This window comes from Streptomyces rubradiris, from assembly GCF_016860525.1.
Taxonomy (GTDB): Bacteria; Actinomycetota; Actinomycetes; order Streptomycetales; family Streptomycetaceae; genus Streptomyces; species Streptomyces rubradiris.
Genome location: NZ_BNEA01000015.1, coordinates 4,607,918 through 4,632,061, shown reverse-complemented (window position 1 = coordinate 4,632,061; position 24,144 = coordinate 4,607,918). Strand labels below are relative to the sequence as shown.

Below are 24,144 nucleotides of genomic sequence, written 5' to 3'. Positions count from 1 at the left end.
AGGGGGCAGCCATGAACGAGACCCCGCACACCCTCGCCTCCGCCCGCACGCTGTGGGAGCTGGTCACCCGCCGCGCCGCGCTCACGCCCGGCCGCCCGGTGCTGCTCCAGGAGGACCGGGCGCTCACCTTCGGCGACCTGCGCGTCCGCGCCGAGCGCGTCGCGGCCGGCCTGTACGGCATGGGGGTGCGCCCCGGCACGGTGGTCGCCTGGCAGCTGCCCACCCGCGTCGAGACCGTCCTGCTGTCCCTGGCGCTGGCCCGCCTGGGCGCCGTGCAGTCCCCGCTGATCCCCTACTACCGGGACCGGGAGGCCGGCTTCGCGCTGCGCGCCACCGAGGCGGAGTTCTTCGCCGTACCGGGCGTCTGGCGCGGCCACGACCACACCGCGATGGCCCGCCGGCTCGGCGCGCCGGGCGTGTTCGAGGCGTACGGCACCCTTCCCGACGGCGACCCGTCCGTGCTGCCCCCGCCGCCCGCCGAGGGCACCTCGGTCCGCTGGATCTACTGGACCTCGGGCACCACCTCCGACCCCAAGGGCGTGCTGCACACCGACCGCTCCCTGATCGCCGCCGGCTCCTGCCTGGCCCACGCGCTGCGCCTGACCCCGCACGACGTCGGCTCCATGGCCTTCCCGTACGCCCACATCGCCGGGCCCGACTACACGGTGATGCTCCTGCTGTACGGCTTCCCGGCGGTGCTGTCCGAGCGGTTCGCGCTGCCCGGCGCGCTCGCGGAGTACCGGCGGCACGGGGTGACGGTGGCGGGCGGCTCGACGGCCTTCTACTCGATGTTCCTGGCCGAGCAGCGCCGGCGGCCGGGCGAGCGGCTGCTCCCCTCGCTGCGGCTGCTCGCGGGCGGCGGCGCGCCCAGGCCGCCCGAGCTGTACCACGCGGTGGTCCGCGAACTGGGCGTGCGGCTCACCCACGGCTACGGCATGACCGAGGCCCCGATGATCACCATGGGCGATCCCGAGGACACCCCGGAGAACCTGGCCACGACGGAGGGCCGGCCCGGCGAGGGCATGGAGATCCGGATCGTCGACGGCGAGATACGGCTGCGCGGGGAGGCCGTCTGCCAGGGCTACCTGGACCCCGCCCAGACGGCCGCCGCCTTCGACGCCGACGGCTTCCTGCGCACCGGCGACCTGGGACACCTGACCGCCTCCGGGCACCTGGTCCTCACCGGCCGCCGCAAGGACGTGATCATCCGCAAGGGGGAGAACATCTCCGCCAGGGAGATCGAGGACCTGCTGGCCGCGCACCCGGCGGTGACCGACGCGGCGGTGATCGGCCTGCCCGACCCCGAGCGCGGGGAACTGCTCTGCGCGGTTCTCGAACACCGGCCGGGCACCGCGCGGCCGACCCTCGCGGAGATCGTGTCCTTCCTCCGGGCGGCCGGCCTGTCCGTGCACAAGCTCCCGGAACGGCTGGAGGTGCTGGCCGAGCTGCCGCGCGACGACACCTTGCGCAAGGTGCTCAAGTACCGCCTCAGGGAACGGTTTTCGCACTCCTGAGGAAGACGCCGCGACACCGGTCCCGGTTGTCCTCCTCCGGGACCATTCGCCGCGCGCCGTCTCCGACCCCAGGCGTGCCGAACGCGACTTCAGGGAGGATTCGCCCGACTCCCGTGCGCGCGAGGGTGGATGGGACTTCTGTCCACCTACCCGAGGACGTCCTTCGTGCGAAGCAGTAGAACCGCCTCCCTGCTGGCGGCCGGTGCCGCCGCCGTCATGGTGCCCGTGCTCCTCCCGGCCACCGCCTCCGCCGCCCCGTCCGCCGCCGGCGATCCCCTCGGCCGGTACCTCGCGCAGAAGCCCGCCTGGCACCGCTGCGACCCGGAGACGCCGGCCTCCTTCCAGTGCGCCACGATCAAGGTGCCGCTCGACTACAGCCGCCCCGGCGGCAAGAAGCTCGACCTCGCGATATCGAGGTGGAAGACGAGCACCAAGAAGCAGCACCGGGGCTCGCTGCTGCTCAACCCGGGCGGCCCGGGCGGCTCCGGCCTCGACATGCCCCTGTACATAGGGGGCGAACTGCCCGCATCCGTGAAGAACACCTACGACCTCGTCGGCTTCGACCCGCGGGGCGTCGGCGCGAGCTCCCCCGTCGGCTGCGGTCTGACCGCCAAGGAGCAGGACTGGCAACGCCCGTACAAGAAGGCCACGTTCGCCAAGGACGTGGCGTGGGCCCGGACCGTCGCCGAGAAGTGCTACGCCAGGCAGGGCGACAAGCTCCGCCACATCTCCACCCGCGACACCGCCCGCGACATGGACGTGATCCGCGCCGTGCTCGGCGAGAAGAAGATCTCCTACCTCGGCTATTCGTACGGCACCTACCTCGGCGCGGTCTACACGCAGCTGTTCCCCCACCGCACCGACCGGATCGTCCTGGACAGCGCCGTCGACCCGGCCCGGGTCTGGCGCGGCATGATCCAGGTCTGGGCGGAGGGCGCCGAACCCGCCTTCACCCGCTGGACCGAGTGGACCGCCGAGCGGAACTCCGCCTACGGGCTGGGCGCGACCCCGAAGGCCGTCCGCAAGACCTTCTACGACCTGGTCGCCCAGGCCGACCGCAAGCCGATCGACGTGGAGGGCACGCGGATGACCGGTGACGACATCCGCCTCACCAGCCGCGCCGCGTTCTTCAGCGTGCGGGACGCCGCCGAGTGGGTCGTCACGCTGAAGAAGGCCGCCGCGGGCACGCCCGCCGGCCGGGGCCTGAGGACGCCGGCGCCCGTTCCGCCGTCGTTCGCCCGTGCCACGCCCGAGGACAACGGCGAGGCCGCCTTCTGGTCGGTCCTCTGCGCCGACCAGCGCGACTGGCCGCGCGACCCGGAGCAGTACCGCGCCGACGCGATCCGCGACAAGAAGAAGTACCCGCTCTACGGCGACTTCGGCTCCTCCATCAAGCCGTGCGCCTTCTGGAAGACCGGCGGCGAGCCCACCACCAAGGTGGACAACAAGGTCCGCGCGCTGATCCTGCAGAACGAGTGGGACTCCCAGACGCCGCTGACCAGCGGGCAGGGCCTGCGCCGTGCCATGAAGGGCGCGAAGATGGTCACCGTCGCCGGGGGTGTCGGACACGGCGTCTACGGCAACAAGTCGTGCGCCGACAAGACGGCCACCACCTACCTGACCACCGGCAAGCTGCCGTCGAAGGACATCACCTGCAAGGCCACGCCTCAGGCGGCCGAGCGCGGCAGCCTGCTCCCGCTGCCGCTCCCGGGCTCCCGCGGCCTGCCGGGTCCGGACAGCCGGTTCTGACGCCGGCCGTTCCGGCGCCGGTCACATCCGGCTGAGGCTCGCGGCCGCGTACAGCACGTCCCGGATCGCCCGGCGGTCGCCCGTCTGGCCCGCCGCGGCGTCCTCCGGGGACACGTGTCCGGCCGCGAGCTTGCAGAACTCGGCGCCGTCGAGCACCACACGGGCCACCTCCAGTTCCGCGGAGCCCTGTGCCGCCGGTGAGTCCAGCGGGATCAGCCACTCGCCTCCGGCGTCGCCCTCGATCTCCAGCCGCAGGCTGCGGCCGGGCGCCCCGGCCGGCACCAGGTGCGGGGTGTGGCGGGCCGGCTCGGACAGGCCCGCGCGGCGGCGCTCGGCGAGCACCGTCGGCAGCACGCGGGCCGCGAGGCCGATCATCCGGTGCAGGTGCCGGGGCGTCGGCGCCGCGTACGGGTAGTCCACCGCCTTGGCGATGTCCTCGGCGTGCACCCAGCACTCGAAGGCCCGGTCCAGCATCGCGTCGTGCAGGGGCAGCGTGAACTCGCCGTAGGACACCGGCAGTCCGCCCGTGCGGCCGCCGGTGAAGGACACCGTGCGCACCAGGGCGTGGCTCTGCTCCCGCCAGGCTCCGCGCACCGCGTGCGCCGGCGGCAGGTGCGCGGACCGCCAGTAGGCCTCCGTGCGGCCGGCCGGTCCCGCCGCGCCCGCTCCGGTCGGGCCGGCGGACCGGCCCAGCGGGTCCGCGAGGCCGAGCGCGGCGGCGATCAGCCCGTCCACCGCGAGCAGGTGCGCTATGACCCCGGCGACGGTGGTCCGGCGGACGACCGGGACGTCGTTCTCGAACCAGCGCAGTTCCACCGGCGCCTGCCACTCCGCGTCCTTGAAGTCCTGGAGCAGCGCGTCCAGCCGGGCGGTCTCGGCGTCGTACGGCGCGGCCCAGTCGGGGACCGGGATGCGCGGCGGCCGGCGCCGCAGGCAGCTCTCCAGGACCCGGGTGCGCAGACCGGGGTCCAGGTCCAGGCTCTCCGGCTGGTGCAGCAGGCCGACCGCCTCGCGCAGCCGGCGGGCCTCGTCGGCGCAGGCACCGCAGCCGCCCAGGTGTTCCTCCACGGCCGCCGTCTCCGCGGCCGAGCAGGCGGCCAGCGCCCAGGCGCCGAGCAGCGACTTCAGGACGTCGTGCGACAGGTCGAGCGGCGGCACGGGTACGCGGTCCCCCAGGTCGGCGCGGCCGGACGGCGGAAACCCGCCGTCCTCCACGGAGGTTCGGGGCGTGGGTATGCGCGGAGCGGGCCCGGCCCCGGAGCGTCCGGAGCCCGCGGCGGCACCGCCCGGCGGCCCGAAGCGCCCTCCGGAGCCGGCCGGGCCGCGGTGCACACCAGTGCCGCTTTCGCGGTGCTCCCCGGGCCCGTCCTCGTCCCGGCGGCCGTCGTCCGCCGCGCCGTGGGCGTTCTCGTGCGCCTCCTCGAAGCGGTGCGGGCCGTTCACACCGCACCCCGGTATCCCGGCGGGGTGCCCGCGTCGTGGGCGGTGGCCAGGAGCTGGAGGCCGAGGCGGAGCCGGCGGCGGGCCTCGTCCTCGGTGACGCCGAGGTCGGCCGCGGTCTGGCGGTAGTCGCGGCGCTGGTTGTAGGCCAGGTCGAGGGCGGCCCGCAGCGGGGCGGGCATGGAGTGGACGATGTAGTCGGCGCGGGCGGCGACCGAGGCGCGCCGGACCGTGCTCTCCCGTGCCTCGCGCAGCGGCTGCTCCAGTTCCTCCCGGGCCCGCAGCCGCTGTACGGCGAGCCGCTGGGTGACTTCCGCGAGCCAGGAGCGCAGCGGGCCCTCCTTGGGGTCGTAGGTCTCGGGATGCTCCCAGACGTGGGCGAAGACCTCGCGGGTGACGGAGTCGGCGGCCCGCTCGTCGTCCAGGACGCGGTGGGCCAGATTGTGCACGAGGGAGGCGAACCGGTCGTACATCTCGCCGAGGGCCGCCGCCTCACCACGGGCGAGCCGCTGCTGCATCTTGCGGTCCCACCGGGGCGACAGGTCGTTCCTGGCCATGCGGTCCCCTCCCCTCACCGTCTGCCGGCCACCGGGCCGGTCGGCCCGCCCTCTCGAATGTAGACGGCCCCTCCGACAGCGCACGCCCCTTTGTGCCAATGTGCGCCCCTGAAGCCACCTCCCGTGATAGTGCCCTCTTCACACAACCTTCACGCGAGACACGCGCACACTTGATCAAAGACGATCGTTGATGACTGAAATAAGCCCCTTATTGATCACCCGCCGTTTGCGGCTTCACGTTTCAGGGAACGGCCGCTGGGCAGCCGCGCGAAAGGAAACGTAGGAACTGCTTCCGTTTCCGGGCGGTTCCGGGACATCCCGCGAGCGGAGGGGCATGGCCGTGGCATTCAAGGTGACCGGCGTCGAGCAAGGCCGGTGGGCCGTGCTCCGGGTCTCCGGGGAACTGGACCTGATGACCTCGCCGGTGCTGCGCCAGCACGTGCACGACGCCGTCGCCGAGGGACACCACAGCCTCGTCGTCGACCTCTCCGACGTGTTCTTCTGCGATTCCAGCGGGGTCGGCGTCCTCATCGCCGCCCGCCGGCTCATCCGCTCCTGCCAGGGCCGGCTGCGGCTGATCCTGCCGGACCGGGGCGCCGTCGACGGCTCGCACGTCAACCGCGTCCTCGGCGCGCTCGGCGTCCGCCGGCTCTTCGACGTCCACCCCGACCTCGACTCCGCCACCACGGACGAGGCGGGACCGCTGTCCGCCTGAGCACCCGCCGGGTGTGACGACGTCCCGGTCCGGCCACGGCGTTGTCGCGGGATTCACCCGGTCTTGGCACAGTCGTCGGTTTTCCGCCATCCGACGGCCACCGGCGTCGTACGCTCCCAGCCAGGCCCCACGGACCCACCGGTCCCGCGGCCCCCCTGTACGACGCACACGTAAGGCGGCCCCCACACATGGTCAGCACCGAGTACGAACGCCGGATCGCCGCCCGGTTCGCCGGCCTCGACCAGGACGGCAACGGTTACATCGACCGCGAGGACTTCAGCGCGGCGGCCAAGGCCCTGCTCACCGAGTTCGCCGTGCCCGCCCGCTCCGCCACGGGCCAGGCGCTGTACGCCGGCGCGGAGGCGTTCTGGCAGGGCATGGCCGGCATCGCCGACCGGGACGGCGACCAGCGCATCACCCGCCAGGAGTTCGTCACCGGCGCGGTCAAGCGGCTGCGCGACAACCCCGGCCGGTTCGCCGAGATCGCCCGCCCCTTCCTGCACGCGGCCCTGGCGGTGGCGGACACGGACGCCGACGGGCGGATCACCGTCCCCGACGCCGCCCGCGTCCTGCGCGCCCTGCGCGTGCCGGCCGGGCCCGCCGGGACGGCCGCCGCCGCGCTCGACACCGACGGCGACGGAAGGATCGACGAGCGGGACGTCGTCCCGGCCTTCGCCCGCTACTTCACGGTGCCCGAGCAGGCGTGAGGGCCGCCCTCAGCGCCCGGGTTCAGGCGAACACCACGGTCCGGCGGCCGTTGAGCAGGATGCGCCGCTCGGCGTGCCACTTGACGGCCCGCGCCAGCGCCTGGCACTCCACGTCCCGGCCGATGGCCACCAGCTGGTCCGGCGTCACACCGTGCCCGACCCGCTCGACCTCCTGCTCGATGATCGGCCCCTCGTCCAGGTCCGCGGTGACGTAGTGCGCCGTCGCACCGATCAGCTTCACGCCCCGGGCGTGCGCCTGGTGGTACGGCTTCGCGCCCTTGAAGCTCGGCAGGAACGAGTGGTGGATGTTGATGATCCGGCCGCTGAGCTGCTTGCACAGGTCGTCCGAGAGGACCTGCATGTAGCGGGCGAGGACGACCAGTTCGACCCGCTCCTCGCGCACCAGCTCCAGCAGCTGGGCCTCGGCCTCGGGCTTGGTGTCCTTGGTGACCGGGATGTGATGGAAGGGAATGTTGTACGAACCCACCAGCTCTTCGAAATCGGTGTGATTCGACACCACGCCGGCGATCTCCACCGGAAGCGCGCCGATCCGCGCCCGGAACAGCAGGTCGTTCAGGCAGTGCCCGAACTTGCTGACCATGAGCAGGATGCGCATCTTCTCGTCGGCCCGGTGGATCTGCCAGTCCATGTGGAAGGAGTCCCCGACCGCGGCGAAGCTCGCCCGCAGCTTCTCGACCGTCACCGGGGCCTCGGCCGAGAAGTGGACGCGCATGAAGAACAGGCCCGTGTCGTGGTCGCCGAACTGCTGGCTGTCCTCGATGTTGCAGCCGGTCATGAACAGGTAGCTGGACACGGCGTGCACGATGCCCTGCTTGTCCGGGCAGGAGAGCGTCAGGACGTACTGGTCGGCCGGGGCGGCGGCGGAAGCTGACTGATTTGTCATGCACTACAGGTTCCCATACCGGCCACCCCGCGCGTGCCGCCATCCGCTAAACAGCGCGTGCCGCCATCCGCTAAACAGAACGCGTGAGAATGCGCAGGACCTCCAGGCTCTTCGGGGCCGTGTCCGGGTCGTCCCCGTCGCTCACCGACATCCGCACGTGCGCGTCCCGCGCCGCCCGCACCGCGTCCGGCCAGCCGGGGTGGTCCAGGTACGCGGCGACCGGCGCGTCCGGGCCGACCTGGTGCATGATCCGCAGCAGCCGCAGCACGGCGGTGTCGACGAGCGCCGCCTCCTGCGAGTCCCGGAATATGGTGCCGACGTACTTCTCCGCCGACCAGTTGTCCAGCCAGGTGTCCTCCACCAGCCGGTACACGGCGTCCGTGACGTCGCCGTAGCCGTCGACCCCGGCCAGCCAGACCTCGCGCTGGAACAGCGGGTCGGAGAGCATGTGCAGCGCCGAGCGCACATTGCTGCGCCACCGCCACCACGGCATGTCGTTGAGGGGCATGCCGCCCATGGTGGAGGAGCGGCGGCCACGACGGGAAGAGTTCTCCGAACCTTGCACGGTCACCGATCGTACGTTCCGCGCCCGCCACCGCCCACCGGCCCCCGTAATTCACCCCGCCGTCACCCGTCGTTGACCAAGGGTCACTCAGGGGTTAGCGGTGTGAGGGAATCGTGCGTGTCCATGACCGGCAGGCGACGCACTCGCTCCCTCCCCGTTCCCGCCCCTTCCCGCTCCTCCCGCCCCGTCCGGGCCGGCGCCCTCGCCGCGTGCGCCGTGGCCCTGTGCGTGTCGCTCACCGCCGCGTGCGGGCTCGTCCCCGGTGCCACGGGGGGCTCCGGGGACGCGCCGGTCACGGTGATGACCTGGGCCCCGCAGGACACCGACGCGACCAACAAGCCCGGCATGCCCGCCATGGCCCTCGCCTACGCGAAGTGGGTCAACGCGCACGGCGGCGTGGGCGGTCGCGAGCTGAAGGTGCTGACCTGCAACGACCACAACGACAGCGTGGGCGCCGCAAGGTGCGCCAAGCGCGCCGCGGCCGAGCACGTGGTCGCCGTCGTCGGCTCCTACAGCCAGTTCGGCGACTCCTTCCTCGCCCCGCTGGAGGGCGCCGGCATCCCCTACATCGGCGGCTACGGCGTCACCAACGACGAGTTCACCGGCACCATGTCCTACCCGGTCAACGGCGGCCAGCCCGCTCTGCTGGCCGGCCTCGGCAAGGCCCTCGCGGCCGGCTGCGGCAACGTCGCCCTGGTCCGCCCCGACAGCATCGCCGGCGACCAGCTGCCCGCGCTGCTCGACGCCGGCCTCAGGGCCGGCGGGCACGCGGACGCCGGCGACCAGCTCGCCGCCGAGGACGCCACCGAGTACGGCGACCAGGCCGAGCGGGCGCTGCGCCACGCGACCGCGGACCCGGCCCGCGAGGGCTGTGTGGTGCCCGCGCTCGGCGACCGCACGGACACCTTCATGGACTCCTTCCGGCGGGTCCGCGCGAGCCACCCGGACGTGCGCACGGCGACCGTCCTCGGCAGCGTCGACCAGACGGTGATCAACGCCACGGGCGGGGCCTTGGGCCCGTACGAGGGGGCGTACGTCACCGGCTGGTACCCGGCCGCCTCCGATCCGCGCTGGGCCCCGATGAAGAAGGTGATCAGCGAGGCCGCCTTCGACGACGACCGCATCGACCCCGCCGACGCCGGGGTGCAGACCACCTGGATCGCCTACACCGTGCTCCGGGCCGTCCTGGAGGAGATCGGCGACGGCGAGGTGAGCCCCGACGCCGTGCGGCGCACCCTCAACGACGGGCTGCGGGTCTCCACCGGCGGCCTCACCCCGACCCTGAGCTGGCCCTACGCGGGCAGGCTCGCCGCGGTCGGCTTCCCGCGGCTGGTCAACGCCGACGTCACCCTCCAGGTGGTCCGCGACGGCAGGCTGGTCTCGGCCGGGGAGCGCGTCGGCGACAAGAACGGGGTCTTCGACATGACGCCGGTCCTGGCGCGGGCCGAGGTGCCCTGACGGGTCCCGGCGCCGGGCCCCGCCGGGGGCGTCACAGCTGGGTGGGCTGGCGCTGGGTCAGACCGTACTGCCGGGCGATCGCGTTCCACAGCGGGGCCGCCTTGCCCTTCTGCTCGGTCGCGGTCTTGCTCTGCTGGTTGCCCGCCTGGGTCTCGCCGGTGGAGCGCGCCTGCCCCTTGTGGCAGCCCTTGCGCCCCTTGACCTGGTCGGCCCAGGCCGCGTAGTGGTTGTCGGCCGCGGCGGACGCCTGCCAGGCCCTGGTCAGCGCGTCCCGCAGGTGGCCCTGGGCGTGCAGCTTGTCCGTGGGCAGCTTGTTCAGCCGGGTGACCAGCTCGCCGCGCTGCCGGGCCGCGTCCCGCAGGTCGGCCGCGGCCTGGTCGAGGTTGTCGCACTTGCGGACGTCGGCCACCGCCTGGATCACGGCGGCCCGGCTGCTGCCGCTGTCCGCGAGCAGCTTGTCCAGTTCCACCGCCTGCTGCCGGGCGGGGTCGGCGCTGGGCGAGGGGGAGTCCGAGCCGGCCGGGGACGCGGCCACGACCGGGGTGTCGTCCCCGCCCGCGTCCTTGGTGTCGCCGCCGCCGGCGCTGAGCAGGGCGCCGGCGCCCACGCCGACCACGATCAGGCCCACCGCGGCGGCGGCGATCAGCGGCACCCGCGACCGGCCACGCCGTCCGCCGCCGTCGTCCGGCCCGCGGTCGTACGACGGCGACGCCGGGCGGTACGCGGACGGCTCCGGGCCGGGGTAGGCGCCCGGCTGCTCGACGACCGGGAGCTGCTGGGTGGAACCGGCCGGGCCGTCGTCGCCCGCGGGGCCGCCGCGGAAGAGGTTGTCGAACTCGGCCGGCGGCTGCCGGTCCGCGGCCGGCACCGGCGCCTGGACCTGGGTTTCGGCGGCGTAGGGCGGGATGTACTGCGTGGCCTCCGCGTCGGAGGGCGCGGGCCCCGGCTGCCGGGGCGTCCGGCCGAGGTAGCGGGTCTCCTCGGCGCCCGACTCCGGCGGCAGCGCGCCGGAGGCCACCGGCGGGATGTACTGGGTGGCCGCCTCGTCACCGGGGCCTGCGGGAGCCGCGCCGACCGGCGGGAGGTACTGCGTGGCGCCGTCGGCCGGCGCGGCCTGCACGGGCGGTATGTACTGGGTGGCGCCCTCGTCGGCGCCGCTCCGGGCGGTGACCGGCGGGAGGTACTGCGTCGCGGCGTCGGCCGGCGGGGGCAGCGGGCCGCCCGCGGCGGACGGCGTCGGCGGGGCGGGCGACGCCGGATACGGCTGCCCAGGGTACGGCTGCTGGTTCTGCTGCCCGGGATGCGCCTGCTGAGGCTGCGGGTTCTGCTGTGCCTGGTACGGCTGCTGGGGCTGCTGGGGCTGCTGACCCGGATACGACTGCTGGGGCTGCTGGGGCTGCTGACCCGGATACGACTGCTGGGGCTGCTGGGGCTGCTGACCCGGATACGGCTGCTGGGGCTGCTGGTACGGGCCGGGCGCGCCGTAGCCGGGCTGCGGGGGCGTGCCGTAGGCGCCGGGGGCGGCCTGGGAGTCGCCGTAGCCGGGTGTCTGGCCGCCGTAGGACGGGGCCGGGGCCGGGGCGCCCTCCGGGGGCAGCGGGCCGGGGCCCGCGGCGGACGGCGGCTGCTGCCCCTGGCCGGTCCACTGCGGGGCCGCCGCCGCGGGCCAGCCCTGGCCCGGCGCCGGCGCCTGCTGCCCGGGACCCCAGGAACCGTCCCAGGACTGTCCGCCGGCCGGGGCGGAGGGCTCGGGCGGCGCGGTCGTGCCCGGCAGCAGGGGCTCGCCTCCGTCCGAGGGCAGCACGATGCCTTCGCGCGCGGGCCGCGCCGAGGGCTCCTCGCCCTGTCCACTCTGCGTCACCGGGACTCCTACTAATGGGGGACCTTGTGAATCGTCGGCACACGCTACCGGGTCCCCCGAGCCGGGTGCCAAGCAGCTCAGGACGTGATCTGCCGTGCTGTGACGGCGATAACAGCGCCGGCCCCGCGGCGCGCCGCGCACGGCACCCGGCGCCCACCGGGTGCCGTTCCCGTGCGTTCACCGTGCCGCGGGGCCGTTGTTCACGCGGCCTGCTGGAGTTCGAGGCGGGCCCCGAACTCCCGTACCACCGCCTCCTCCTGGAACGGCTCCAGGCGCTGCTGGAGGTCGTCCAGATACTCGGCGCCCCGGTTGGAGCGCAGTGTCTCCAGCAACTCCACCGCTCTCATACCGGTGTTGCAGGCCTGCTCGATTTCGCGCTGCTGCACCTGGGCGGTGGCGAGCAGCACATAGCCGATGGCGCGGCGGCGGGCCCGGGAGGCGGGGTGCCCGGCCAGCGACTGCTCGGCGTACCGCGCCGCCTGCTCGGGCTGCCCGAGGTCGCGGTGGCAGTGCGCCAACTCGTCGGCCAGATAGGCCTGGTCGAAGTGCGCGATCCACGCCGGGTCGTCGCCGTCGGCGGCGTCGGCGCGCTCCAGCGCCGCCACCGCGCGTCCGCCGGCCGCCTGTGCCGCGCGCGCGTCGCCGAGCAGGGCGTGCCCGCGCGCCTCGGCGGCGTGGAACATCGCCTCCGCGCGCGGGGTGACATGCCCGCGCGCGCCCTCCTGCGCCGCCCGCGCCAACTGGGCGATCTCGCGCGGGTTCCCGAGCTGCGCGGCGAGGTGGCTCATGGAGGCGGCCAGGACGTAACCGCCGTACCCGCGGTCTCCCGCGGCCTGGGCGAGGCGCAGCGACTGGATGTAGTACCGCTGGGCCAGGCCCGGCTGGCCGGTGTCCACCGCCATGTACCCGGCCAGTTCGGTCAGCCGGGCGACGGTGGCGAAGAGTTCGCGGCCGACCGCCTCCCGGTAGGAGCCCGCGAGCAGCCCGGACACCACGCTGTTGAGGTAGTGCACGACGACCGGGCGGACGTGCCCGCTGCCGTACTGGTGGTCGAGGTCCACCAGCGCCTGGGTCATGGACCGCACGGCGGCCACGTCGGACTGGCCCACGCGCGGGCCCGCCTGCCGGGCCACCTGGGTGTCCGGCGCCGAGATCAGCCAGTCCCGGCTGGGCTCGACCAGCGCGGAGGCGGCGACGGAGGAGCCGGACAGGAAGTCCCGGCGTCCCACGTCGCTGCGCCACAGCTCGCAGACCTGCTCGATGGCTCCCAGTACCGTCGGCGAGAACTGGAGGCCGACCCCCGAGGCGAGATTCTTGCCGTTGGCCATGCCGATCTCGTCGATCGTGACCGTCCGGCCGAGCTTGCGCCCGAGCGCCTCGGCGATGATCGCCGGGGCCCGGCCCCGTGGCTGCTGGCCGCGCAGCCAGCGGGCCACGGACGTCTTGTCGTAGCGCAGGTCGAGGCCGTGCTCGGCGCCGCACATGTTGACCCGCCGGGCCAGCCCGGCGTTCGAGCACCCCGCTTCCTGGATGAGTGCCTGCAGCCGTTCGTTCGGCTGCCTCGCCACGAGAGGCCTTGCGGCCATGTGCTTACCCCCTGCGTTGCGGTCCCTGGAGCGTGTTCGACCGACCCTGCGGAGCCCGCGGCTCCGTCCCGGTCGGTCCGGTCGGGACGATCACTGCCCAGTAGACATACCGTCAATGCGCGACATGTGCGGTTTGCCGGAAGTAATGGAGGATGCCGGCCCACTCCCTGGCTACCCCGCCCACGCCGGGCTTCCTCGCGCGCGCCCCCGGCCGTGCCTCCATGCGCCCCGGCCGTCGAAACGATGCTCCTCCCCCGCGCGCGCCCGGGGCCGTAACCCCAGGTGGGCAAGGGAGTTGAGAGGAGCGTGGAAGAGACGATCGCGGGCGCCGAGAACACGCAGATGACCGGTCAGATTCCGCGGCAGCGCGGGGCATCGCTGCTGGAGACCGCCGTACGCTACGCCGAGGAGCGGCACTGGGACGTGGTGCCGGGCACCTGGCTGGAGACCGCCGGCGGCACGCAGCGCTGCTCTTGTGGTGAGGTTGCCTGCCCCGCGCCGGGCGCGCACCCCGCGCGCCCCGACTGGGCGACCCAGGCGACCGGCAGTGCGACCGTCGCCCGCCGGATGTGGCAGAAGCAGCCGGCGGCGTCGATCCTGCTGCCGACGGGACGGACGTTCGAGGCGGTGTCCGTCCCGGAGAGCGCCGGGTTCCTGGCGCTGGCCCGGATGGAGCGGATGGAACTGACGCTCGGTCCGGTCACGCTGACCCCGGACCGGCGGATGCAGTTCTTCGTGCTGCCGGGGGCCTCGGCGAAGGTGGCGGATCTGGTGCGGCGGCTGGGCTGGTCGCTGCCGTCACTGGACCTGGTGGCGCTGGGCGAGGGCGCGTACGTGGCGGCGCCGCCCACCCGGTTCGGGTGCCGGGGCGCCGTGCAGTGGGCCCGCCGCCCGACCCCGGCGAACCGCTGGCTGCCGGACGTGGAGGAACTGATCTCCCCGCTGGCCTACGCCTGCGGAAGGGATCGCTGATCCGTTCCCCTCTCGAACGCGCGCCCTGAAACTCCGTTTTCGCGGTCAACACCCCTCATTTGAGTGACACCGCGCGATGAATGATCGCCGTGTGTGAGGGGATCTTCCTGGCAGGAGGCGGACCGCTCGGGGAAAAGCCGGTCCGAGGGGGATGACCCTGAGAGCTCGGGGCTCCGGGTCAGCAACAGGGGAGGACAGGCCCCGGCGCCACACGGCGCCGGGGCCCCTGCTCGTCCGGGGCCCCCGCTCGTCCAGGGGCCCGGCTCAGCGCTTGGCCACGAACACGTGGGAGGCGACGTCCGCCTCCAGCTCGGCCGCCTCGCCGCCGCTGCCCACGAGCACACCGCCGGGCGACTCGGTCACGCTCACCACCGAGCCGGGCTGCACGCCCGCCCGCCGCAGCGTGTACATCAGCTGCGCGTCCGTCTGGATCGGCTCCCCGATACGGCGCACGACGACCGTCTTGCCGTCCGTGCCCGCGTCCAGGTCGGCCAGCGAGACCATGCTCTCGTCCAGGAACGGGTCCGCGCCGTCCTTCTCGCCCAGCTCCTCCAGGCCCGGGATGGGATTGCCGTACGGCGACTCGGTGGGGTGCCGCAGCAGCTCCAGCACCCGCCGCTCCACGGCCTCGCTCATCACGTGCTCCCAGCGGCACGCCTCGGCGTGCACCTGCTCCCACTCCAGCCCGATCACGTCGACGAGCAGGCACTCGGCCAGGCGGTGCTTGCGCATCACGCGCGTCGCCAGCCGGCGCCCCTCCTCCGTGAGCTCCAGGTGCCGGTCGCTGGCCACGGACACCAGGCCGTCGCGCTCCATGCGCGCCACCGTCTGGCTCACCGTCGGCCCGCTCTGGTCCAGCCGCTCCGCGATGCGGGCGCGCATGGGGACGACGCCTTCCTCTTCGAGTTCGAGGATGGTGCGGAGATACATCTCCGTGGTGTCGATCAGTCCGGACATACGTGCCCCTCGATTACCTCTGCCGGCAGCCCGGCGCGTGCGCGGCCCCCCTGGACATCAATTCTGCCGGATCCCACTGACAACCGGGCGGCAGCAGGGAAACAGGGCTGTTCGGAGGGGGAACGGGCCGTTTGTCGGAGACGAGCGCGCGGGCCGGTCGCCCCCACGCGGGGCGATCGTAGCGCGGCCCCGGCCCGGCCGCCGCGCCGCATCCGACGGCGGCGGACGCGACCGTATTGACACCGTGATGGTCCAGACCGCACCGTGATCCGCGACACAGACGCTGCGAAGGGGCAACGCATGAGCGACGGCACGCCTGCCGACCTGTTCTTCGACGCCGCCATCGGCCTGCTGCAACGGGTCCGTGACGAGGAGGCCGAGGCGATCACCGCGGCCGGCGCCCTGCTCGCCGACACCGTCGCGGCCGGCGGCCGCCTGTTCGCGTTCGGCGCCGGACACTCCTCACTGGCCGCCCAGGACGTCGTCTACCGCGCGGGCGGCCTGGCCCTGATGAACCTGCTCGCCGTCCCCGGAGTCGTCGGCGTCGACGTCACCCCGGCCACCCTCGGCTCCGCCCTCGAACGGGTCGACGGCCTGGCCGGCGCCGTCCTGGACACCTCACCGGTGCGTGCCGGGGACACCCTGGTGATCATCTCCCTGTCCGGCCGCAACGCCCTGCCCGTGGAGATGGCCCTGGGCGCCCGTGCCCGCGGCCTGAAGGTCATCGGCGTGACCTCGGTGGCGTACGCCGCCGAGACCACGTCCCGGCACGCCACCGGCACCTTCCTGAAGGACCACTGCGACATCGTCCTGGACTCCAAGATCGCCGTGGGAGACGCCGAACTCACCCTGGACACCATCCCGGCGCCCTTCGCCCCGGCCTCCACGGTCGTCACCACCGCCCTGCTCCAGGCCGTCATGGCGACCACCGCCGCCGCCCTCGCCGACCGCGGCATCGAGCCGCCGCTGCTGCGCTCCGGCAACGTCGACGGCGGACACGAGTGGAACGGCCGGGTGATGGCGCAGTACGGCGACCGGATCTTCTACCGCCGCTGACCCCGCACCGCGCGCCGCACCCCGGGGGCCCGCCGCCCGCCGGGCCTACCGCCCGCGTACGGCCTCCGCCAGGTCCAGGGCCGCCGCGATCCGTACGGCGACGTCCTCGGCGTAGGCCGTGTCGGCGCGCTCGAAGCGGCTGCGGCCGGCGCCGCGCAGGAAGGTCAGCACGCCCAGAGTCCGCCCCCGGCTGCGCAGCACTGCGCACAGCGCGTACACCGCGTCGCCGGGCCACTGTCGCTCCAGCGCCCACTCCCGGGCCCGCTCGGCCGGCACCTCGCCGGCCTCCGCGCGCACGGTCCCGGCCCGCCGCACGCACTGCCGCGCCGGATGGTCCTCGGGGTAGCGCACGGGCAGTCCGGCCGCGCCCGTCAGCAGGCTCGGTCCCGGCGCCCCGGCGGGCGTGGCGGCGAGCCGCACCAGCCGGACCGGTTCCACGTCGCCCCCGCCCTCCGCGCGCGGGCCGTCCGCCAGCCGGTCGACCAGGGCATGGTCGGCGAACCCGGCGAGGGCGAAGTCCAGGTGGACGACGGCCGCCTCCGCCGGGTCCTCGCACTCGGCGGCGGCCCGGGCCGCGCGGTGCAGCTGGTTGGAGCGGAACCGCAGCAGGGCCGCCTCCTGCTGGTCCTGCCTGGCCTCGGTGACGTCCTGGAACAGCCAGCCGACGCCGAGCGGCACCGGCTCCTCGGCGAGCGGCGAGGCCAGCCGCAGGAACCCGTTGCGCCAGCAGCGGCGCCGCTCGCCCTCGGGCGTGCGCACGACGACCCACATCTCGGCGGGGGCGGGCGGCGCGCCTTCGGCCAGGACGTGGGTCAGCGCGGCCTCCAGCTCCTGCGCGCCCTGCCCGAGCAGTTCGCCGAGCGGCCGGCCCAGCGCCGAGGTCCGTCCGACGCCCAGGGCCCGTGCCGCGTAGGCGTTGACCACGGCGGGCCGCAGATCGGCGTCGACGAGGACGACCCCCCAGGCGGCGTCCTCGAACAGCGCCTCGCTCAGCGCGATGGACCGCTCCAGGTCGATCTGCGCGTGCACCTCGCTGAACGCGCAGTACACCCCCGCGGGTTTCCCGTCGGGCCCGCGCACGGCGGCCGACTGGGTGCGCACGAGAATCCGCCCGCCGTCCTTGGTCACCAGCGCGAACTCGTGCACCTGGCGGCCCGGCGCGTGCATCGCCGACATCAGCCGGGCCTGCACCTCCTCGGCGTCGGCGCTGCGCACCGCCCACCCGGCGAAGCCGTGCCGCCCGACGGCCTCGGCGGCCGTCCAGCCGAGGATCCGCTCGGCCTCCCGGTTCCAGTGCGTGACGACCCCGTCGGCGTCGAACGCGCACAACGCCGCGTCCATCCCGTCGAGCAGTGCGGCCAGCAGGTCGGAGCCCGGCGCACCGGGCTCGTCCGGCCCCAGCTCGTCCGTGGCCCCACTCCGCCGCGAAGCACTCACCTGGACCCCCTGGAAACTGCCTGCGCGCCCGTACACACGGCGCCCGGTTCCCTCACCGGCCTTCATTCAACTGGAACGTGACCCAGCACACACCCTGTTCCCGCAAGAAAAAACAGTTGAGTGCGTCCCGGGTGCTTCTTACGCTGTCGGTACACGAGAAGGGAGGTGGTTCGGCAGATGTATGACAACCGGACGCGTGAGGTGGCTGCGGGCTAGCGGCCCGACACCACACCATGTGCGGTGCCGGACCAGCGCGTGAGAGATGCGCGCAGCCGGCCCAATCCCAAGCAGTCACCCGACCCGCGGGCTGCCGGTACGTCCGGCCGGCTCCTCCCTGGAGGAACCCAGCCCGCGGGTCGTCTGCGTTTTCCGCGCCCCCTGCCCGCGCGTGCCCCCCGAGTCAGGGGCTGAGGCGCTCCACCGTCCAGGTGCCGTCCGGCCGGGCGGTGTAACGCAGCCGGTCGTGGAGGCGGTTGGCGCGGCCCTGCCAGAACTCGACCGTCTCCGGGGTGATCCGGAAGCCGCCCCAGTGCGGGGGCACCGGGACCTGTTCGTCCTCCGGGTAGCGGGCCTCGAGTTCGGCGTAGGCGGCGTCCAGTTCCGAGCGCGAGGCGATCACCGTGGACTGGGCGCTGGCCCAGGCGCCCAGCTGGGAGCCGTGCGGGCGGGTGCGGAAGTAGGCGGCGGTCTCGTCGCGGCCGGTGCGCCGGGCGGTGCCGGTGACGATGACCTGGCGGGCCAGCGGGTGCCAGGGGAAGAGCAGCGAGACGTGCGGGTTCCCGGCGAGGTCGAGGGCCTTGCGCGAGCCGTAGTTGGTGTAGAAGACGAAGCCCTCGGTGTCGTACTGCTTCAGCAGGACCGTGCGGGAGCTGGGGCGGCCGGCCGCGTCCACCGTGGAGACGACCATGGCGTTGGGCTCGTAGAGCGTCCCGTGCAGCGCGGCCCGGGCGGCGTCCTCGAACCAGCGGGCGAACTGGTCCATCGGATGGGTGGCGAGGTCCTCCTCGGCGAGGCCGTCGGCCCGGTACTGCTTGCGCATGGCAGCGGGGTCGAGAACGGGGTCCGGAAGCGGGTCGCGATCGGTCACGCGGTCATCTTGCCGTATAGAACGGGTATGGCACGCGGTGTCGTGTGGTCTCCCCAACCGTGGCACCGGGCGTTATCGTGCTGCTCCCTTTGCGGTTGGGTTGACCATGGGTGACCGCCGGCGCGCCGAGGCATCACCGGGATGACCACCGCCACACTTCACGAGGAGCCGCCTGATGTCCGACTTCGTACCCGGGCTCGAAGGAGTCGTCGCGTTCGAGACGGAGATCGCCGAACCGGACAAGGAGGGCGGCGCCCTGCGCTACCGGGGCGTCGACATCGAGGACCTGGTCGGTCACGTCTCGTTCGGCAACGTGTGGGGGCTGCTGGTCGACGGCGCCTTCAACCCCGGTCTGCCGCCCGCCGAGCCGTTCCCGATCCCGGTGCACTCCGGTGACATCCGGGTGGACGTGCAGTCGGCCCTCGCCATGCTCGCCCCCGTGTGGGGCCTGCGGCCGCTGCTCGACATCGACGAACGCCAGGCCCGCGAGGACCTGGCCCGCGCCGCGGTCATGGCCCTGTCCTACGTCGCCCAGTCCGCGCGCGGGCAGGGTCTGCCGATGGTGCCGCAGCGCGAGATCGACAAGGCGAGCTCGGTGGTGGAGCGGTTCATGATCCGCTGGCGCGGCGAGCCGGACCCCAAGCACGTCGCGGCCGTCGACGCCTACTGGACCTCGGCCGCCGAACACGGCATGAACGCCTCTACATTCACCGCCCGGGTCATCGCCTCCACGGGCGCCGACGTCGCCGCCGCGCTGTCGGGCGCGGTGGGCGCGATGTCCGGTCCGCTGCACGGCGGCGCGCCCTCCCGGGTGCTCGGCATGATCGAGGAGATCGAGCGCACCGGCGACGCGCAGGCGTACGTCAAGGCAGCCCTGGACCGGGGCGAGCGGCTGATGGGCTTCGGGCACCGGGTCTACCGGGCCGAGGACCCGCGCGCCCGGGTGCTGCGGCGCACGGCGCGGGAGCTGGGGGCGCCGCGGTTCGAGGTGGCCGAGGCGCTGGAGAAGGCCGCGCTGGAGGAGCTGCACAACCGGCGGCCGGACCGGGTGCTGGCCACGAACGTGGAGTTCTGGGCGGCGATCACGCTGGACTTCGCCGAGGTGCCGGCGCACATGTTCACCTCCATGTTCACGTGCGCCCGCACCGCGGGATGGTCCGCGCACATCCTCGAACAGAAGCGCACGGGACGGCTGGTGCGGCCTTCCGCCCGGTACGTGGGGCCGGGGCCGCGCAGCCCCCGGGACATCCAGGGATACGAGGGGATGACCCGCTGAGAGGGAGCCCGAGGAGGTGATCAGGCCGGTGCCGGCAAGTCCCGGTGGTGCCGCTCCGCCACCAGCGGGTGGGCCCTGAGCTTGCCCTTGAGTTCGTTGTAGCCGTACTCGGCGTACAGGGGGTTCGCCGGGTCGGCGGTGACGCCGGGGGCCTTTGCGGCGTGCGGGAAGGGCAGCGGGTCGATCCGCGCGTCCAGGCGGGGGTTGTAGAAGAACGGCACCGAGTAGCGCTCGGTGGCGCCGGGCGGGCTGACGACGCGGTGGTTGGTGGCCAGCAGATAGCCGTTGGTCGCCACCTCCAGCAGTTCGCCGAGGTTGACGACGAAGGCGCCCTCCAGGGGCGGCACGTCGTGGAAGCGGCCGTCCTCGCGCTGGACCTGGAGGCCGCCGACGGTGTCCTGGAGCAGCAGAGTCAGGAACCCGTAGTCCTTGTGGGCGCCCACGCCCTGGCCGGTGCCGTCGGCCGCGCTGCCGGGGTAGCGGACGAGCTTGAGGTGCGGGTGGGCGTGCTCGCCGAAGACCGGGTCGTAGAAGCCTGCCGGGGCGCCGATGGCGGTCAGCAGTTCGCGCAGCAGCCGGTGGGCGACCGCGCTGAGCCGGTCGATCCAGGCGAGGGCGGCGGTGCGCAGCCCGGGCAGCGCGGCGGGCCACTGGTTGGGGCCCTGGAGCCACCAGTACGGGGGCTCGCCGGGGCCGGGGACACGGGCCGGGCGCTCGGCGCCGATGTCGAGCTGGTCGCGCCAGTCGCGGGCTCCGCCGGTGCGCTCGTCGCCGGTGCGGGTGTAGCCCCTGAAGTGCGGCGAGTTGACGTTGTCGAGGGCGAGCCGGTCGGCCTCGGGCAGGGCGAAGAAGGCGCGCATGGCGGTGAGCAGCGCGTCCGTCTCGGCCCGGGTCACGCCGTGCCCGACGAGCTGGAAGAAGCCGACGTCGTGGGCGGCGCTGTGCAGCTGGGCGTGGAGCAGGGCGCGGGCCTGGGGGCCTCGGCCGGCGGCCGACAGGTCGATGATCGGAAGCTGGTCGTACGACATCGCTGTGTGCGTGGTCATGGTGCGTCCGCGGGTGTACGGGGCACGGCCGGCCGCCGAGGGGTACGGGCGGCCCCCGGTGCCGGGAAAAGGAAGAAAAAGAGAGATGCAGGGGGCTGTCAGGCGGCGAGGTGCCGACAGCCCGTGCTCGTGACGCGCACGTAGTCCACGTGGCGGCGGCGGACGAGCATCGGAAGCATGGGCCAAGGGTAACGCGCCGCGTGAGGAGTGCCGCCGTACGGACGGTTCAGCCCAGGGCGTCGTCCAGCAGGGCCGCCCACTGGGCGACGACCCGTTCGCGGCGGGCGGTGTCGTCGGTGAGGAGGTTGGCCAGGCCCAGGCCGCGGGCCATGTCGAGGAGGCCCTGGACGGTCTCGCGGACGCCGGGGCGGGACTCGTCGGCGCCGAGGAGTTCGACGGCTATGCGGTGGGTCTCGCGGCCCACCCGGGCCTCCAGCTCGGTCACCCGCGGGCGCAGCTGCTCCTCGTCGGAGGCGGCGACCCACAGGTGCAGGGCGGCGCGGAAGAGCGGGCCGGTGTAGAGGTCGACGAGGGCCGCCACGACGGCCCGGCGGTCGGCGGGGCCGTCCGGGAACAGGGCGCGCAGCGCCAGCGAGCGCTCCTCGGAGACGTACTCGACGGCCGCGGTGAAGAGGTCTTCCCTGGTACGGAAGTGGTGCTGGGCGGCGCCCCGGGAGACACCGGCGCGTTCGGCGACGACGGCGACCGTGGAGCCCGCCCAGCCGCGCTCGGCGAGGCAGGCCACGGCGGCCTCCAGGAGCCGCTGCCGGGTGGCCCGGCTGCGGTCCTGCTTGGGAACGCGCTCGCGTTCGGTCGTCCTCACACCACCCATGCCGCATCACGTCTTTCCAGGAAGGCCGTCATCCCCTCCCGGGCGTGGCCGGAGGAGAACAGCCGGGCCGTCAGCGCGGTCAGCTCGGCCGCGTCCCGGTCGAATGTCTCCAGCACCCTAGCCGTGAGCAGCCGTTTCGTCTCGGCCAGGGCCTCGGGGGAGGCCCGGCGCAGGCCGTCCAGGACGGGGGCGAGGGCGTCGTCCACGTCGTCCGCCGCCGCCGTCAGCAGGCCCAGCGTCACGGCCTCGGCCGGGCCGAAGCGTTCGCCGGTGAGGTAGTAGCGGGCCAGGGCGCGGGGGTCGGCGCGCGGGAGCACCGGCAGGGAGATCACGGCGGGGGCGACGCCGATGCGCACCTCGGTGAAGGCGAAGGTGGCCGCGGCGGAGGCGACGGCGATGTCACAGGCGGCGAGCAGGCCGAGGCCGCCGGCCCGGACGTGCCCGGTGACCCGGGCGACCACCGGTTTGGGCAGTTCCACGATCCGCCGCAACAGGGCCACGAGGGCGTCCGGGGCGGGCGGGTCGCGCAGGTCGGCGCCGGCGCAGAACGTCGTGCCGGTGTGGGTGAGGACCACGGCCCGCACCCCGGGGTCCTCACCGCAGTCGGCCAGGGCGTCGGCGAGCCCGGTGACGAGGGCCGCGGACAGGGGGTTGCGGGTCTCGGTGGCGTCGAGGCTGAGCGTCTCCACGGCACGCGCGCGGGTGCGGCCGATGGGCGCGGTGGGGTCGGTCATGTGTACTCCCTGAATCGCCGGCCGGTCATGCGCGCTCCCGTGAGTTGCCGGCCGGTCATGCGCGCTCCCTGAGCTGCCGGCCGGTCATGCGCGCTCCCTGAGCTGCCGGCCGGTCATGTGTACTCCCTGAGTTGCCGGCGCAGGATCTTGCCGGAGGCGGCGCGGGGGACGGTGTCGGTGAAGGTGACCCGGCGGACGCGTTTGTAGGGGGCGACCCGTGCGGCGACGAACTCCAGGACCTCGTCCTCGGCCGGGCCGTCGGCGCCGGGGTGGCGGACGACGAAGGCGTGCGGGATCTCGTTGCCCTCCTCGTCGCGGGCGCCGATCACGGCGGCGTCGGCGATGCCGGGGTGGGTGAGCAGCAGGGCCTCCAGTTCGGCCGGGGCCACCTGGTAGCCCTTGTACTTGATGAGCTCCTTCACCCGGTCCACGACGAACAGCCAGCCGTCCGCGTCGACGTGTCCGACGTCCCCGGTGTGCAGCCAGCCGTCGGGGTCGATCAGGGCGGCGGTGGCGTCGGGGCGGCCCAGGTAGCCCTTCATCACCTGCGGGCCGCGGATCAGGATCTCGCCGGGCTCGCCGGTGCCGAGGTCGCGGTGCGGGTCGTCCAGGGAGACGATCCGCATCTCGGTGCCGGCGACGAGCCGTCCGACCGTGCCGGCGGGGGCCTCGCGCAGCCGGTCCAGGGGGACGACGTGGGTGCCGGGCGACAGCTCCGTCATGCCGTACGCCTGACCGATCGGGGGCAGGCCGAGCCGTTCGGAGCAGGCGCGGGCGAGCCGGGCGTCCAGCGGGGCGGCGGCGCTGATGACGTACTTCAGGCAGGAGAGGTCGTAGCGGCCGACCGCCGGGTGCTTGGCGAGGGCGAGGACGATCGGCGGGGCCACGTACAGGCCGGTGACGCGGTGCTCGTCGATGGCGGCCAGGAAGGTCTCCGGATCGAAGCGGGGCAGGACGACGACGGTGGCGCCCTTGCGCAGCGGCCCGTTCATCAGCGCGGTGAGGCCGTAGATGTGGAAGAACGGCAGGACGGCGAGGACGCGGTCGCCGGGGCCGGCCGGGACGGCGGAGTCCAGCTGGGCGAGGTTGGTGGCGATCTGCCGGTGGGTGAGCATGACGCCCTTGGGGGTGCCGGTGGTGCCGGAGGAGTACGGCAGTACGGCGATGTCCTCGGCCGGGTCGATGGCGATCCGGGGTTCGGGGGCGGTGGTGGCGAGCAGGTCGGTCAGCGAGCGGTGGCCGGGCGCGCTGTCGCACACCAGGATCTCCCGTACGCCGCCCGCGAGTTCGGCGGCCCGGCGGGCGGTCTGGAGCAGCGGGGAGACGGTGACGATCCAGCGGGCCGCGCTGTCGCGCAGCTGCCGGGCGAACTCCTCCGCCGTGGCCAGCGGGTGGGCGGTGGTGACGGTGGCCCCGGCGCGGGTGGCGGCGTAGAACGCGAGCGGGAAGGCGACGGTGTTGGGGCTGTGCAGGGCGAGGACATCGCCCTTGCGGACGCCGGTGCCGGCGAGGACGGCGGCGAGGCGCCGGTGGAACCGGTCCACCTGCTCGTACGTGAGCGTGGTGCCGTCCGTGCCGTCGATCAGGGCGGGCTGGTCGCCGAAGCCGGCCGCATGGCCCAGGACGGCGTCGTGGATGGGGAGTTCTACGGGCGGAACGTCTGCGTACTCGCTGCGGAACACGGTTCCTCC

21 protein-coding genes are annotated in these 24,144 nt (G+C 73.9%); 8 read left to right on the top strand and 13 right to left on the bottom strand.

Going from position 1 to position 24,144, the window contains the following annotated elements:
- Positions 1–11 precede the first annotated feature (11 nt).
- Both Srubr_RS33865 and Srubr_RS33860 read left to right on the top strand, forming a co-directional pair.
- Complete coding sequence (locus Srubr_RS33865) at positions 12–1,514, top strand: class I adenylate-forming enzyme family protein (RefSeq protein WP_189992306.1); 1,503 nt, start codon at positions 12–14, stop codon at positions 1,512–1,514.
- Positions 1,515–1,679: 165 nt separating this feature from the next.
- Complete coding sequence (locus tag Srubr_RS33860; RefSeq protein WP_373313422.1) at positions 1,680–3,263, top strand: alpha/beta hydrolase; 1,584 nt, start codon at positions 1,680–1,682, stop codon at positions 3,261–3,263.
- A 21-nt stretch (positions 3,264–3,284) separates the two neighbouring features.
- Here the strand turns inward: Srubr_RS33860 and Srubr_RS33855 are convergent, their stop codons facing one another.
- Both Srubr_RS33855 and Srubr_RS33850 read right to left on the bottom strand, forming a co-directional pair.
- On the bottom strand, positions 3,285–4,706 hold the full coding sequence (locus Srubr_RS33855; protein WP_373313423.1) for a zf-HC2 domain-containing protein: 1,422 nt from the start codon (positions 4,704–4,706) through the stop codon (positions 3,285–3,287).
- Positions 4,703–5,260, bottom strand: coding sequence for a sigma-70 family RNA polymerase sigma factor (locus Srubr_RS33850; RefSeq protein WP_189992311.1), 558 nt, complete (start codon positions 5,258–5,260; stop codon positions 4,703–4,705). Before Srubr_RS33850 ends, Srubr_RS33855 begins: the two co-directional genes overlap by 4 nt.
- 334 nt (positions 5,261–5,594) lie before the next feature.
- Here Srubr_RS33850 and Srubr_RS33845 point away from each other — a divergent pair, with 334 nt between their 5' ends.
- Both Srubr_RS33845 and Srubr_RS33840 read left to right on the top strand, forming a co-directional pair.
- Positions 5,595–5,975, top strand: a complete 381-nt coding sequence (locus tag Srubr_RS33845; protein ID WP_181795815.1) for an STAS domain-containing protein — start codon at positions 5,595–5,597, stop codon at positions 5,973–5,975.
- Between the two features lie 188 nt (positions 5,976–6,163).
- Positions 6,164–6,682 (top strand): EF-hand domain-containing protein, encoded by a 519-nt coding sequence (locus Srubr_RS33840; protein WP_189992313.1) that lies wholly within the window; start codon positions 6,164–6,166, stop codon positions 6,680–6,682.
- Positions 6,683–6,704: 22 nt separating this feature from the next.
- On the opposite strand, the gene purU is transcribed toward Srubr_RS33840, so the two are convergent.
- Both purU and Srubr_RS33830 read right to left on the bottom strand, forming a co-directional pair.
- Positions 6,705–7,586: a formyltetrahydrofolate deformylase gene (gene purU, locus Srubr_RS33835; protein WP_189992315.1), complete on the bottom strand. Its 882-nt coding sequence runs from the start codon at positions 7,584–7,586 to the stop codon at positions 6,705–6,707.
- Between the two features lie 70 nt (positions 7,587–7,656).
- Positions 7,657–8,157 (bottom strand): SCO4402 family protein, encoded by a 501-nt coding sequence (locus tag Srubr_RS33830; protein WP_189992317.1) that lies wholly within the window; start codon positions 8,155–8,157, stop codon positions 7,657–7,659.
- Between the two features lie 117 nt (positions 8,158–8,274).
- Between Srubr_RS33830 and Srubr_RS33825 the strand changes: the two genes are divergently transcribed.
- A complete protein-coding gene (locus tag Srubr_RS33825) occupies positions 8,275–9,609 on the top strand; it encodes an ABC transporter substrate-binding protein (protein WP_189992319.1) in 1,335 nt (444 codons plus the stop codon).
- Positions 9,610–9,640: 31 nt separating this feature from the next.
- Here the strand turns inward: Srubr_RS33825 and Srubr_RS33820 are convergent, their stop codons facing one another.
- Positions 9,641–11,470, bottom strand: coding sequence for a hypothetical protein (locus Srubr_RS33820; protein ID WP_189992321.1), 1,830 nt, complete (start codon positions 11,468–11,470; stop codon positions 9,641–9,643).
- Between the two features lie 200 nt (positions 11,471–11,670).
- On the bottom strand, positions 11,671–13,056 hold the full coding sequence (locus Srubr_RS33815; protein WP_189992323.1) for a transcriptional regulator: 1,386 nt from the start codon (positions 13,054–13,056) through the stop codon (positions 11,671–11,673).
- A 306-nt stretch (positions 13,057–13,362) separates the two neighbouring features.
- Here Srubr_RS33815 and Srubr_RS33810 point away from each other — a divergent pair, with 306 nt between their 5' ends.
- A complete protein-coding gene (locus tag Srubr_RS33810; protein WP_189992325.1) occupies positions 13,363–14,028 on the top strand; it encodes a bifunctional DNA primase/polymerase in 666 nt (221 codons plus the stop codon).
- A gap of 264 nt (positions 14,029–14,292) precedes the next feature.
- On the opposite strand, the gene Srubr_RS33805 is transcribed toward Srubr_RS33810, so the two are convergent.
- Positions 14,293–14,985 (bottom strand): metal-dependent transcriptional regulator, encoded by a 693-nt coding sequence (locus Srubr_RS33805; RefSeq protein ID WP_189992327.1) that lies wholly within the window; start codon positions 14,983–14,985, stop codon positions 14,293–14,295.
- A gap of 300 nt (positions 14,986–15,285) precedes the next feature.
- Here Srubr_RS33805 and Srubr_RS33800 point away from each other — a divergent pair, with 300 nt between their 5' ends.
- Complete coding sequence (locus Srubr_RS33800) at positions 15,286–16,041, top strand: SIS domain-containing protein (protein ID WP_189992329.1); 756 nt, start codon at positions 15,286–15,288, stop codon at positions 16,039–16,041.
- Positions 16,042–16,086: 45 nt separating this feature from the next.
- Here the strand turns inward: Srubr_RS33800 and Srubr_RS33795 are convergent, their stop codons facing one another.
- The gene (locus tag Srubr_RS33795; RefSeq protein WP_189992331.1) at positions 16,087–17,478 is read right to left on the bottom strand and encodes a PAS domain-containing protein; all 1,392 of its coding nucleotides are present in this window, start codon (positions 17,476–17,478) and stop codon (positions 16,087–16,089) included.
- A 400-nt stretch (positions 17,479–17,878) separates the two neighbouring features.
- A complete protein-coding gene (gene pdxH, locus Srubr_RS33790) occupies positions 17,879–18,565 on the bottom strand; it encodes a pyridoxamine 5'-phosphate oxidase (protein ID WP_189992333.1) in 687 nt (228 codons plus the stop codon).
- 175 nt (positions 18,566–18,740) lie between these two features.
- Here pdxH and Srubr_RS33785 point away from each other — a divergent pair, with 175 nt between their 5' ends.
- A complete protein-coding gene (locus Srubr_RS33785) occupies positions 18,741–19,841 on the top strand; it encodes a citrate synthase 2 (RefSeq protein WP_189992335.1) in 1,101 nt (366 codons plus the stop codon).
- A 20-nt stretch (positions 19,842–19,861) separates the two neighbouring features.
- On the opposite strand, the gene Srubr_RS33780 is transcribed toward Srubr_RS33785, so the two are convergent.
- From Srubr_RS33780 to Srubr_RS33765, 4 genes are all read right to left on the bottom strand, one after another.
- Positions 19,862–20,887 carry an isopenicillin N synthase family dioxygenase gene (locus Srubr_RS33780; protein WP_189992337.1) on the bottom strand — a complete coding sequence of 342 codons (1,026 nt, stop codon included), beginning with the start codon at positions 20,885–20,887 and terminating at the stop codon, positions 19,862–19,864.
- Between the two features lie 226 nt (positions 20,888–21,113).
- The gene (locus Srubr_RS33775; protein WP_189992339.1) at positions 21,114–21,719 is read right to left on the bottom strand and encodes a TetR/AcrR family transcriptional regulator; all 606 of its coding nucleotides are present in this window, start codon (positions 21,717–21,719) and stop codon (positions 21,114–21,116) included.
- Positions 21,707–22,453: an enoyl-CoA hydratase family protein gene (locus tag Srubr_RS33770; RefSeq protein WP_189992341.1), complete on the bottom strand. Its 747-nt coding sequence runs from the start codon at positions 22,451–22,453 to the stop codon at positions 21,707–21,709. Before Srubr_RS33770 ends, Srubr_RS33775 begins: the two co-directional genes overlap by 13 nt.
- A 113-nt stretch (positions 22,454–22,566) precedes the next feature.
- Positions 22,567–24,135 (bottom strand): 4-coumarate--CoA ligase family protein, encoded by a 1,569-nt coding sequence (locus tag Srubr_RS33765; RefSeq protein WP_189992342.1) that lies wholly within the window; start codon positions 24,133–24,135, stop codon positions 22,567–22,569.
- Positions 24,136–24,144: the final 9 nt, after the last annotated feature.

Coding starts and splice junctions, on each gene's coding strand:
- Srubr_RS33865 (WP_189992306.1), top strand. CDS start 12: ATGAACGAGACCCCGCACACCCTCGCCTCCGCCCGCACGCTGTGGGAG.
- Srubr_RS33850 (WP_189992311.1), bottom strand. CDS start 5,260: ATGGCCAGGAACGACCTGTCGCCCCGGTGGGACCGCAAGATGCAGCAG.
- Srubr_RS33845 (WP_181795815.1), top strand. CDS start 5,595: ATGGCCGTGGCATTCAAGGTGACCGGCGTCGAGCAAGGCCGGTGGGCC.
- Srubr_RS33840 (WP_189992313.1), top strand. CDS start 6,164: ATGGTCAGCACCGAGTACGAACGCCGGATCGCCGCCCGGTTCGCCGGC.
- purU (WP_189992315.1), bottom strand. CDS start 7,586: ATGACAAATCAGTCAGCTTCCGCCGCCGCCCCGGCCGACCAGTACGTC.
- Srubr_RS33825 (WP_189992319.1), top strand. CDS start 8,275: ATGACCGGCAGGCGACGCACTCGCTCCCTCCCCGTTCCCGCCCCTTCC.
- Srubr_RS33815 (WP_189992323.1), bottom strand. CDS start 13,056: ATGGCCGCAAGGCCTCTCGTGGCGAGGCAGCCGAACGAACGGCTGCAG.
- Srubr_RS33805 (WP_189992327.1), bottom strand. CDS start 14,985: ATGTCCGGACTGATCGACACCACGGAGATGTATCTCCGCACCATCCTC.
- Srubr_RS33800 (WP_189992329.1), top strand. CDS start 15,286: ATGAGCGACGGCACGCCTGCCGACCTGTTCTTCGACGCCGCCATCGGC.
- Srubr_RS33785 (WP_189992335.1), top strand. CDS start 18,741: ATGTCCGACTTCGTACCCGGGCTCGAAGGAGTCGTCGCGTTCGAGACG.
- Srubr_RS33780 (WP_189992337.1), bottom strand. CDS start 20,887: ATGACCACGCACACAGCGATGTCGTACGACCAGCTTCCGATCATCGAC.
- Srubr_RS33775 (WP_189992339.1), bottom strand. CDS start 21,719: ATGGGTGGTGTGAGGACGACCGAACGCGAGCGCGTTCCCAAGCAGGAC.
- Srubr_RS33770 (WP_189992341.1), bottom strand. CDS start 22,453: ATGACCGACCCCACCGCGCCCATCGGCCGCACCCGCGCGCGTGCCGTG.